An 11616-nucleotide genomic window follows, 5' to 3' on the forward strand; every position below is an offset into this window, starting at 1 on the left:
CCAAAAATAACACTTATGCAAAGATTTTCCAAGGTTTTGTTCCTTATCCTGTTTTTATCGTGTCTCTCTAATGCTTTCAGTCAGAAGTATTACGATACACAATGGAAAAAAATACAAACAAATTATGAAAAGGGAGCTTACAAATCAAATCTTCCGGTTGTTTTGGAAATTCAAAAACAAGCTATGAAAGAAAATAATGCGCTCCAGTTGATTCGCTCTCTGAAAGCAGAATTCAGCATTGTAAATCGAACCAATGACGATGAGAAAAATGATTCAGGATCAAAGTTTTTTGCTAAACTAAAAACGACAGAAAAGAACCTGAAAGGTGATGATCTTTTAGTGTACAAGGTTTTGTTGTCGGGTTTTACCCTTGATTATTACAATGAGCATTCTTGGGAAATAAATGGCAGAACCAATATGAATTCTCAGGATGTTTCACAAATTGAAACATGGAGCAAGCTTGATTTTAAAAATTATTTACTTCAAAATTTTAAAGAACTTGACCAGCAAAATCAGGCGATGAACAAGGTGTCTTTGGTAAAATATAAAGATATTTTTTTCAATACCGATTACATTGCTTATTTCTCTACTTTGCAGGATTGGTATTCTTTGAAAAAGGTAAATTTATTATCTAATAATGAATTGTTTACAAAAAACGAACTGGCGGAAAACAGAGTTTTAATCAATGCAATTTTTGATGAATTAATTGTTAAAAGTACGGGCAATTCTAAACTTTATTTTCTACATCAGAAACTTTCTGAGAATTGTATTTTTACTTCTTGTAAAGATAAATTAGTACAGCTTCAGAATTTAATAAAAATGAATATTGAAGGTGATTACAAAGTGCTTATTACAGAGGAAATAATAGATGAATTAATTAAAGGAAAAAAAGAAAAAGAAGCGCTTCAACTTGTCAATTCTATCAAAAATCAATATCCGAAATCTCCTTTTATTGAAAATATTAAAAATAAGGAAAATCAGATTATTAATCCTTTTTTAAGTTTTAAATATGAAGAACAAACTCAGCCCAATCTGCCGATTCATTTGGTTGCTGAGTTTAAGAATGTAAAAGAATTTTCTGTGAAGATCTATGAAGTAAAAGATAATTTTTTACCGTTGATTCAATTCGCGAGAAGCCCTTATGATAATGCTTATTCAAAAATAAAAAAATCGTTGGTAAGAAAAGAAGTTTTTCAGTTGAATGATTCTCAAGATTACCAGCTTCACAAAACTTCGGTTGAAATGAAGGCACTTCCTTCCGGAATTTATGTTGCCGAATATGAAGTTTCAGGTTCAAAACCAGAAGAAGGTAATAATCATAACTTTTATTTTTTAGTTTCAAATCATAAAATTATTTATCAGAATATCAACGAAAGCAATAACCTTTCTAATGAATTGAAATTAATCAGCTCAGAAAATGGGAAGCCTATCAATAATGAAGATCTTACATTTTATGAGTTTGTAGAAGGTAAAGCTTTAAATAAAGTTGCCGGTAAAACTAATGAAAATGGGGTTTTCAAATTTCCGATGACCAATAGTAAAGATTATTACAGAGCGATTTTGATTCAACAGCCGAAAACAAATGATTTTCAGTTGATGCAAATCTATGGTAACAATAATCGTGAAATCTATAATCCGAATAAACAAACCCGTACAAAAGCTCAAATCTTTACAGACAGAGCGATTTACAGACCCGGACAAACCGTATATTTTAAAGTCATTAATACCAAAATAGACAATGAAATAGAATCTGTTGCATCAAATTTAAAACAGAAAATAACTTTAAAAGATGCCAATAATCAAGAAGTTTTGGTACAGAATTTTACCACCAATGAATTTGGTTCTTATCATGGAAGTTTTATTTTGCCTAAAGGAAAACTGAACGGGAATTTTAGAATCATCACTGATGGAAACACTAGTGGCTACAGATATATAAAGGTTGAAGAATATAAACGTCCAAAATTTGAAGTGACTTTTGACCCTGTAAAAGATGAATATAAATACGGAGAAACCATCGAACTGAAAGGTAAAGCAATGATGTTTTCGGGAGTGGCTTTGAGTAACACCAACGTCAACTATGAAATTAAGAAACAAAATATTCGTTGGAGATATTTCCCTTGGTATCCAAATGATAATGATAACGAAAACTCGATTCTTGGAGAAGCAAAAACCAACGAAAAAGGAGAATTTACCATAAAATTAGACCTTAAAAAAGACGAAAAATTAGAAGGAATTCAGATTGATAATTACCAAATCAATGCTTCTGCGACTGATATCAATGGGGAAACTCAAACTGCGAATACCAATTTAAAAGTAGCTTCGGTTTCTCATTACATCAAAGCAGACGATATTAAAAATGTTTTTGCGGATGAAAATCTAAACGTAAAAGTTGAAACTAAAAATTATAACGAGCAAAATCTTAAAAAACCTTATCAGGTAAAGCTTTTAAAACTGGAAACTTCGAATAGGATTTTCAGAAACAATTTCAAAACAGAAGTTCAGAATCTGCCGAAATTTTCAAAAGAAGAGTTTATCAGCAAGTTTCCACATGATTTGTATGATAAAAATGATGAAATAAAAAACTGGAAAGTTGAGAAAGTAATAATAGATAGAATCGAGAATCAAGAATCAAGAATCAAGAATTCAACTCTTGAAAATAAAGATAAAAGCCTTGAGTCTAGCGTCTTAAATCTAGGTTCTTTAAACGCCGGCGATTACCAATTGGAATTATACAATATTGAAGGGAAAGACACAATAAAATCTACTCAAAATTTCAGTGTTTGGGATAAAAAATCTTTAAAACCAGCCCAGAAAACTTTCTTAACGGTTTTAGAACCAAAAGATGAGGTTTCAAGAGGTGAAAAAGCAAAAATTTATGTGTATTCATCAATTCCAAATGTTTTGGTGAATGTTTTCGTACAAAATGGTTTAGGAAAAACAGTTACCGAAGTTCATCAGTTCAAAAACGGAGTGCTGGAATATGAAACTGAAATTCCGAATGATAAAAATATAACTGGTTTAAATATTCAGTTTCAGTTGGCCTCATTTAATGATATTCAGACCGAAACGGTTGATTTAAAAATTAAAGATACAGAACAGCCATTGAAAATAGAAACGGTAACATTCAGAGATAAAATCGAACCTAATTCTAAAGAAAAATGGTCGGTGAGAGTTTCTGGTAATGACAAAGAAAAAATCAATGCTGAGGTTTTAGCCAATATGTACGATATGTCTTTGGACCAGTTTTCTGTAAATACTTTTAACTGGCAAAAATTGTACAGACCTTATTCTTTTACATCTACTTATGCAATTCATACAGGCCTTGAAGAAAAATATTTTCAAAGCAGAATGGAGTATTTTGATAATAAGGTGGTAGAAATTCCACAATTTAACTGGTTTGATGGAAATATTTACTTTGTAGATTACAGCAGACAATTGGAGACCACAACGGGCGTAGTTTTTCAAGAAGGAAGAAAAGCAGAGACATATAGTCCGCCACCGCCATCAGTTGGCGGTGCAAAAAGAAGTGCTTTAATGGCGAAAGCAGGTGTTGTAGCTGATGAAATGGTGGAAATTATTCAAAATGTTGTTCCTGAACCTGTAAAAGCTCCAAGAATTGACGCAGATGGTGTCTCAGATAAAAATGAAGAGACTTTAGAAAATGTTCAGGTTCGTCAAAACTTAAACGAAACTGCATTCTTCTATCCAGATTTAAAAACGGATGCAGAAGGAAATATTAACTTCGAATTCACGTCTCCCGAAGCTCTTACAAAATGGAAACTGATGTTCCTGGCTCATACAAAAGACGCAAGAGCAACAACATTGGAAAAAGAAGTGGTGACGCAAAAAGAGTTTTCTGTTACTCCAAATTACCCAAGATTTTTGAGAGAAGGAGATGAATTGAATCTTCAGTCAAAACTATCAAACTTAACAAACAAAAAATTGAACGGTTCTGCGCAACTGCAGATTTTGGATGCATTTACCAATGAAGATATTTCAGAGAAATTTGGGTTGAGTACTTTGACGGCAGTTTCTGGTTATAATAAGGAACAGGCTTTTTCAGTAAATGAAAACGGGAATTCTGCATTGACATGGAAAATAAAAGTACCGAATAACGTTTCATCAATCATTTTAAAAATAGTAGCAAAAGCCGGACAATATTCTGATGGTGAACAAAAAGCGATTCCGGTTTTACCAAACAGAATGTTGGTGACTGATGCAGTTCCGATTTTTGTGAAAGAAGGCGAAACGAAAACTTTTGTTTTAGACAATCTTAAAGATACAAACTCAACAACGATATCCAATGTTTCGAATACTTTAGAATTGACGACCAATCCGATTTGGGAAATTATGTTTGCACTTCCAAGTCTGAAAAATGACCAGAATAGTTCTGCAGATGTCATCTTTAATAAATGGTTTGCCGATGTTTTGGCTTCAGAAATTTTTAAAGCCAATCCGAAACTGAAAACAGTTTTTGAAGAATATCAAAGCAAGGGATTACTAACTTCTAATCTTGAAAAAAATCAGGAGCTGAAACAGTTGTTGCTTGAAGAAACTCCTTGGGTTTTGGAAAGTAAAAACGAAGAGGAACAGATGGCAAAATTAGCATTGCTTTTTGATGCTAATACAATGAAAAATTCTATCAATCAGGATTGGGATGATTTCAAAAAACTGCAAAATCCGGACGGTGGTTTCTCTTGGTATCAAGGGTATCCGAGTTCGTACGGAACGTCTCTTTATATTCTTAAAAATTTAGGAAAAATAAACGTTTGGCTAAAAGATAATGTGAAAGACTATCAGTCTTCTGAACAGAAAGAATTGGTAGCAAAACTGATTGGTTATGTTGATCAAGAAATCAATAAATACACTGATGTTAAAAAAGAAAATGTAATCAATAACTGGACTTTAGATTATCTTGATACCCGAAATTATTGGGAAAAACAATATCCTTTAAAAGGTAAAGGAGCAACGCTGAAATCTTTAGTAAAACAGAAGGCTAAAACAACCAAAATTACCGATTTCACATTCTTCGGATTGCATCGTGCAGCTTTATTGATGAGCGATTATGGCTTAAAAGATGTTTCGGATAAATTATTAAATTACTTAAAAGAAACTTCAGTAGATTCTAAAACGCAAGGAATTTATTGGAAGCAAAACCTTGATGATTGGGGTTGGTTCAGTTCGAAAGTAGTGAATCATGCAGGAGCTTTGGAAGCTTTTAATAAACTAAAACCAAACGATCAGAAATTCATCGAAGACATGAAAATCTGGTTAATCACACAAAAAGAAGTCAATTCTTGGGGAAGCTCAAGAGGAACTTCAGAAGTGATTTTCACGATTTTAAATTCAGGAAAATCTTGGACTTCAGCAGAAAGCGATAAAGCAACCATTATTTGGGGTGGAAAAGAACTGAAACCGGAAACTCAGGCGGCAGGTTATGTGAAATCTGCTGTGAAAACAGATGTTTTAGATAAGAATTTAGCGACCGTTACCGTTACAAAACCGGGTGCAGGAATTGTTCAGGGAGGTTTATTCTGGCAATATTATGAAGATTTGGATAAAATAAAATCTTCCGAAAATTATATTTCTGTCGTAAAAGAGCTTTATAAAAAAGTAAAAACGGTAAACGGTGAAGAATTACAGAAAATCTCTCCCGAGACTCCGCTGAAAGTTGGCGACAAAGTAACGGTAAGAATGATTTTGAACACAGATCGTGCGATGGAATTTATTCACATTAAAGATATGCGAGCGGCAGGATTTGAACCGGTGAATGTGCTTTCCGGTTATCAATGGAAAAATAGTTTGGGATATTATCAGTCAACAAAAGATGCGTCTACAAACTTCTATATTGAATATATGCCGAAAGGAAAATATGTTTTTGAATATGATTATGTAGCCAATGCATCAGGGAAGTTCTCAAACGGAATTACAACGATTCAAAACTATTATGCACCGCAGATGAGTTCACATACAAAAGGTTCGAATGTCGAGATTAAAGAATGATTTAGGTAATTAAAAAGGAAAAGTTTAGATAAAAAATGGTTTTAGATAAAATTCTAAGACCATTTTTTTATATTTGAAAAAAACCTTCATGTTTAGCATATTAGATTTAGAAAGCCAGTTTTCGAAACAGAAAATCAACAAATCAAAAAAGATGACTGTTCGTGAGTTTGAGGAGGAAAGCAAAAATCATTTTGTAAGTTTTGTAGATGATGAAATGGAGTCTTTTGATGTACAAATTATTTTGAATCCAAAATCTGAAATCATTAAATCTTCTTGCGACTGCAATAGTAAAGATTTTTGTCTTCATCAATTAGCATTGAGTATTTTTATTTCTGAGAATAATTCAGGAAAAAGCACCTCTAAAAAAACATCTAAAAGGAAAATTTCTGAAGCAGAAATGGTAATGGAAGATTTGAATTCTGAAGAGATGAAATCTTGGCTTCTTGAATTTTTCAAAAAAAATAAAGATGCCGAAATGCAGTTTTTATTGGAGTTTTCCGAAACAAAAAAAGAGTTTTCTACTGATGATATCAAACAAATTATTATAACAACAACCCAATCGGTTGTCGGAAAAAAGAAAAATCTCACCGCTCAGGATGTAAAAAAGATTGTTGATTTAATGACAAAGTCTTTAGAGCCAGTTGAGCAGTTTTTATTTCAAAACATTAATAAAGATAGTAGTTTCGAAAAATTTATTTTGATTAATAAGACTATTGTTGATTTTCAAATGTTGATCAATACTTCTAGTACAAGAATTGATAAATTTCTAGAAAATTTTAAAATAAGGTTTACTTCAAATTTTAATTCTATTAAAGATATTGAGATTTGGGAAAAATTAGCTGAAAAGTATTGGAATTTATTTTTAAAAGGCGAAGAATCTGTACTCATTTATTTCTATCAGTTTATCCTTGAGATGTATCATTCAGGAACAAAAGAACAAAAAAAGTTTATTGCAGAACTTGTTAAAAGTCAAATAATTATTTGGATTAAAAATAAGGTAGATTTGAGAACCTCTATTAAAGAAGATCTTTTGCCTATCATTGCTGAAAACGATTTTTTTACTTCCCTTCAAAAATATTTTCCGATTGCGCTTTACGAGAATTCATATAATATTAAAGTCATTAATGAAATGATAAAAATTAATGAAACTAAAGCTGAAGAATTTTGTAAAAAAATTATAAATAGAAATACCAACGAAAAATACAACTTACCTTACTACGAAATATTGGAAGCGTTGTATGAGAAAACAAATAATATTCAGGGTTTAGCTTATGTGAAAAAAGGTAAATTCAACAGCAATTATAATTTGGAAGATTATATTTTTATTGAACAGTATGAAGAAGATCGAGAAATCTTTAAGAAATTCAGAAATCGTATTTTATCTAATCTAAAAGGATCTTTTATAAGTGATTCAAAATATCCAGAAATGTATTTTTCAATTTTAGAACACGAAAAAAATTATAAAAAAATGCTCGAAGTTATTAATGATTATGTTCCGAGCAATATTATTATTAAGTACATGAAAAATTTGTATGATTTTGACCGTAAAAAGTTCTTAATTAATTCTACCAGAAGATCAGGCTGGGGTAGCCGAGAAGAAGATGATGAGATTTTGATCGATTTTCTAGTCGAAAATTACAATGCTGATGAGCTTAGACAACAATTTCCAAGACAAACTTTTGGATTCGGCGCCGCAAAATTTTCAAATACATTACTGGCTAAAATAAATGAAAAGGAGAAAAATATTCTATCAAGCAAATAGTAAACAGTTTAAAGAGTATAACTTCTTATGTATTAAATTTATGCTACCTCGTGTTACCTAACCTGTATAAATTATAAATTTCAACATCTCATTTCGTGATTTAAAAAATTATGGAATAGTTTTTGAGTATATGGAAATTGTAAATTTTAAATCAAATAATTATGAAATTTTTAAAAGTAGTATCTGCGGTATTGATGATGTTTGTAATGGGTAATATTTCTGCTCAGAAAAAGAAAGCAGAGAAATTTGAAAAACTACAAATAGAGATGTTTCCAAAAGCTAAAGAAGGGTATAAGCAAGTTTATATTCAATTGCCAATTGCGAAAAATGAAAATGATTTGAAAGTTGAATTTTTTGTTGGTGTTGAAAAAATGCTAGATTGTAACAACCACTTTTTAATGGGAAAAGTTACCTCTCAGGATTTGCAAGGTTGGGGTTACAATTATTATGAAGTAGAATCTAACGGAGAAACAGGTGGAACTTTAATGGCTTGTCCGGATCAGAAAAAGACCAAAAAATTCGTTTCTTTACAACCTGAAATTGTAAGATACAACAGCAAATTACCATTGGTGTTTTATGTGCCTAAAGACTTAGAAGTTCGTTATAGAGTTTTACGTCCGGATGCAGCAATGAAAAAAGCAACTCAGAAATAAATTATTAAAAATAATGACTCAAGCTCCATGCAAATTTGTATGGAGCTTTTTAATTTCTATTATTTTGTTTTTTATAATAATTCACCTTTCAAAATCAAAAAAAATATTTCAATGAAACAAAAAAACTGATATATTTGTTTCTAAAGATTTAGACAAAAATGGAAAACGTATTTGAAGCAAAAGATGCTCAGAATTATATCAATAGAATAAATAATCTTGTAGAAGAAACTCATGGTTTGTGGGGAAGAATGACGGTAGATCAAATGTTGGCGCACTGTTGTGTGTCTTACGAAATGGTTTACGAACCAGAAAAACACAAAAAACCCGGAGCGATTGCTAAGTTTATTTTAAAAACTTTTGTAAAACCGAAAGTGGTGGGTGAGAAAGCTTATCCGCATGATTCTCCTACAGCTCCTCAGTTCATAATTAAAGAAAGAAAAAATTTTGAAGAGGAAAAAAAGAGACTGATTGGCTTTATTCAAAAAACTCAGCAATTGGGAGCTTCAGCTTTTGACGGTAAAGAATCGTTTTCTTTTGGAAAATTAAAATCTCAGGAATGGAATAATATGTTTGCGAAACATCTTAATCATCACTTGAGCCAGTTTGGCGTTTAGTTTGTCTTACTAAATTAATAGAAACGGGCTTTAGCCCGTTTTCAAAAAACATAAATTCTTTTGGCTTTAGCCTAAATCTATTCAATTTAAGAATTTAAAACCATGAAAAAACTTTTATTCTTCCTCGTTCTTATCTCCAATTTTGCTTTTGCACAGATGCCCAATATTTCCAATGTTTGGCTCAATAATTCAAAGCCTTATATAGGAACTATTGGAAATGATAAAGAAACCATTAAACTTAAAATAGAAATTTCTGAGCAGGATAAGAAAAAAGATCAGGAATATTTTGTTTCAGGCTATTCGTTAGTAGAAAATAACCATTCAAAATTTGAGGGAAAGTTTAAATTACCAAATATAAAGACACAAAAAATAAAGGTGTAGTTTATGGTGATTATGAGTTGGCTGAAGAAGTGAAAGGAAAGCATTCCGGGATTTTTACGGGTAAATTTATTTATACTTTTAAATGGAATAAAACGACCGAAAAAATTGAAAGCCAAAACATCGAATTAATTGGTGATTGGAAAAGCTATGATAAAACATTGAACTTCAAGACACACCTTAAAAATCAATAACTATGTTAAAAAAAATATTGGCGGTTGTTGCCGGAATTATTGTTGGCTCTATCTGTGTGTGGGCGGTTGAAACCGTCAATCATCTCATATATCCTTATCCTGAAGGAATGAAACCGGGTGACATGGAAGGTTTTAAAAATTATATTGAAGCCTTACCTTTTTTAGGGAAATTTATGGTGATTATTGGCTATGCTTTGGGAGCTTTGGTTTCGGGGTTTATTGCCACAAAGATTTCAAAAGATGGAAAACCTACTGCAGCATTGATTTGCGGGATCATTTTTCTTGTTTTCACCATTTATAATATGACCGTTTTACCAACACCAATTTGGTTTTGGGTTCTCGGAATTTTAGTTTGGTCACTGGTTTTAGGAGGATACAAATTAGCTTTAAATAAAAAATAATAAAAACTTACATATGAAATTAGGCGTATTTTCGCTAAGCTTGAGCGTGAAAGATCTTGCTAAGTCTAAAGAGTTTTATGAAAAGCTAGGCTTCTCTGCAATGGGAGGAGGTATAGAAAATAATTATCTCATCATGAAGAACGGCAGTACATTGATTGGTCTTTTTCAGGCGATGTTCGACGGAAATATGTTGACATTCAATCCGGGATGGGATGAGAACGCTCAGAATCTTGAGGAATTTGATGATGTAAGAGAAATTCAGAAAAGACTGAAAGAAAGCGGAGTAGAATTAGATAAAACCGCAGACGAAACCACATCCGGCCCTGAACATATTTTCCTAAAAGATCCTGACGGAAATATGATTCTTATCGACCAACATCGTTAATTTGAGTTCCGTGTTCCGAGTTTCGAGTTTCGAGCTCAGCGCCTCGAATCACGAACCTCGAAACCCGAATCTAATATCTCAATCAAATAAAAACTATATTATGGCAACAGTAAATGTTTATCTTACCTTCAACGGAAACTGCAAAGAAGCCTTCGATTTTTATAAATCGGTTTTCGGTGGAGAATATCCTTACATCGGAACTTTTGGAGAGATGCCTCCACAGGAAGGAAAAGAAATGTCTCAGGAAGATAAAGACAAAATTATGCACGTTTCTCTTCCTATTTCAAAAGAAACCATTTTGATGGGAAGTGATACCGGCGGAGAATGGGCTTCAAACTTAAAAGTTGGAAATAATTTTTCAGTGTCTATCAATGCAGATTCTAAAGAAGAAGCAGAAAAACTTTTCAACGGACTTTCTGCTGGAGGAAATGTTACAATGCCTCTTGCTGATACTTTTTGGGGAGCCTATTTCGGAATGTTCACTGATAAATTTGAAATCAACTGGATGGTAAATTATGATGATCCTGCGAAAATGCAACAGCATCCTTAAAATTGATATTCTAAATTTGAAGCAAAATAAAATAATAACCGGCAATTATCTGTCGGTTATTGTTTTACTATTAAGAAGCTAGTTTTTCTTTGCTGAGTTAAACGCCTTTGCGAACGAAAAATATTTTCAAACATTTTAAATAAAACCTTTGCGCTCTTTGCGTTAAAAAATATAATCTTAAAAAATAAAACAAAATGAAATTTACAATTGATGAAATTAAATCAGAACACCAAAAAGTAAAAAGCGGTGCTGATTTTCCGAATTATATTCAGGCAATAAAAAATCTTGGTGTATCTCATTATACAACCCTCGTTACTGATGGAAACACAAAATATTTTGATGATGAGAATAATTTTGCCGAAACAGGAAAAAAATATGATGTTTTAGAAATAGCAGGAAATGCAGATCTTGAAAATTTTAAAACCAGATTAAAACTCCATCAAAAAGGCGGAACAGATTACCCTACATTTTGTAAAGACTGTGCGGAAAATGGAGTAAAAGGTTGGAAGATGGATTTCAACAAAATGACCTGTACTTATTTTGATAAAAACCAGAATGATATTTTAGAAGAAATTATTCCTTCACAACTTTAAGAGCCTGTTTAAAAAATGAATAATAAAAAAGAGTATGGGCTAAAAACTGGCTAAAAATTGTCATTTTAGAGTTGCAAAACAAA

Annotated in this window: 9 protein-coding genes; all 9 read left to right on the forward strand. The window is 31.7% G+C overall.

The annotated features are described in order from the left end of the window. The first annotated feature begins 15 nt into the window (after positions 1 to 15). The 9 genes from AB671_RS01310 (at position 16) to AB671_RS01350 (ending at position 11533) form a co-directional block, all read left to right on the forward strand. Positions 16 to 6003: an alpha-2-macroglobulin family protein gene (locus tag AB671_RS01310; RefSeq protein ID WP_066680681.1), complete on the forward strand. Its 5988-nt coding sequence runs from the start codon at positions 16 to 18 to the stop codon at positions 6001 to 6003. An 88-nt stretch (positions 6004 to 6091) separates the two neighbouring features. Continuing rightward, a complete protein-coding gene (locus tag AB671_RS01315) occupies positions 6092 to 7765 on the forward strand; it encodes a hypothetical protein (RefSeq protein WP_066680683.1) in 1674 nt (557 codons plus the stop codon). 161 nt (positions 7766 to 7926) lie between these two features. After that, positions 7927 to 8418 carry a serine protease inhibitor ecotin gene (eco, locus tag AB671_RS01320; protein ID WP_082987202.1) on the forward strand — a complete coding sequence of 164 codons (492 nt, stop codon included), beginning with the start codon at positions 7927 to 7929 and terminating at the stop codon, positions 8416 to 8418. Between the two features lie 158 nt (positions 8419 to 8576). Next, positions 8577 to 9032 (forward strand): DUF1569 domain-containing protein, encoded by a 456-nt coding sequence (locus tag AB671_RS01325; RefSeq protein WP_066680685.1) that lies wholly within the window; start codon positions 8577 to 8579, stop codon positions 9030 to 9032. 102 nt (positions 9033 to 9134) lie between these two features. After that, positions 9135 to 9413 carry a hypothetical protein gene (locus AB671_RS22670; RefSeq protein ID WP_228390986.1) on the forward strand — a complete coding sequence of 93 codons (279 nt, stop codon included), beginning with the start codon at positions 9135 to 9137 and terminating at the stop codon, positions 9411 to 9413. Between the two features lie 193 nt (positions 9414 to 9606). Beyond that, the gene (locus AB671_RS01335) at positions 9607 to 10005 is read left to right on the forward strand and encodes a hypothetical protein (protein ID WP_066680687.1); all 399 of its coding nucleotides are present in this window, start codon (positions 9607 to 9609) and stop codon (positions 10003 to 10005) included. A 13-nt stretch (positions 10006 to 10018) separates the two neighbouring features. Beyond that, positions 10019 to 10390, forward strand: coding sequence for a VOC family protein (locus AB671_RS01340; RefSeq protein ID WP_066680690.1), 372 nt, complete (start codon positions 10019 to 10021; stop codon positions 10388 to 10390). Positions 10391 to 10490: 100 nt separating this feature from the next. After that, entirely contained in the window at positions 10491 to 10940 is a 450-nt protein-coding gene (locus AB671_RS01345; protein WP_066680692.1) for a VOC family protein, read from the forward strand. Positions 10941 to 11134: 194 nt separating this feature from the next. Then, positions 11135 to 11533, forward strand: coding sequence for a DUF1398 domain-containing protein (locus tag AB671_RS01350; RefSeq protein ID WP_066680694.1), 399 nt, complete (start codon positions 11135 to 11137; stop codon positions 11531 to 11533). The last annotated feature ends 83 nt before the right edge of the window (positions 11534 to 11616 follow it).

This window comes from Chryseobacterium sp. BGARF1 (genome assembly GCF_001677955.1).
In the GTDB taxonomy this organism is placed as follows: Bacteria; Bacteroidota; Bacteroidia; order Flavobacteriales; family Weeksellaceae; genus Chryseobacterium.

Excerpts from the sequence above, each read along its gene's own strand:
- AB671_RS01310 (WP_066680681.1), top strand. The coding sequence starts at position 16 with ATGCAAAGATTTTCCAAGGTTTTGTTCCTTATCCTGTTTTTATCGTGT.
- AB671_RS01315 (WP_066680683.1), top strand. The coding sequence starts at position 6,092 with ATGTTTAGCATATTAGATTTAGAAAGCCAGTTTTCGAAACAGAAAATC.
- eco (WP_082987202.1), top strand. The coding sequence starts at position 7,927 with ATGAAATTTTTAAAAGTAGTATCTGCGGTATTGATGATGTTTGTAATG.
- AB671_RS01325 (WP_066680685.1), top strand. The coding sequence starts at position 8,577 with ATGGAAAACGTATTTGAAGCAAAAGATGCTCAGAATTATATCAATAGA.
- AB671_RS22670 (WP_228390986.1), top strand. The coding sequence starts at position 9,135 with ATGAAAAAACTTTTATTCTTCCTCGTTCTTATCTCCAATTTTGCTTTT.
- AB671_RS01335 (WP_066680687.1), top strand. The coding sequence starts at position 9,607 with ATGTTAAAAAAAATATTGGCGGTTGTTGCCGGAATTATTGTTGGCTCT.
- AB671_RS01340 (WP_066680690.1), top strand. The coding sequence starts at position 10,019 with ATGAAATTAGGCGTATTTTCGCTAAGCTTGAGCGTGAAAGATCTTGCT.
- AB671_RS01345 (WP_066680692.1), top strand. The coding sequence starts at position 10,491 with ATGGCAACAGTAAATGTTTATCTTACCTTCAACGGAAACTGCAAAGAA.
- AB671_RS01350 (WP_066680694.1), top strand. The coding sequence starts at position 11,135 with ATGAAATTTACAATTGATGAAATTAAATCAGAACACCAAAAAGTAAAA.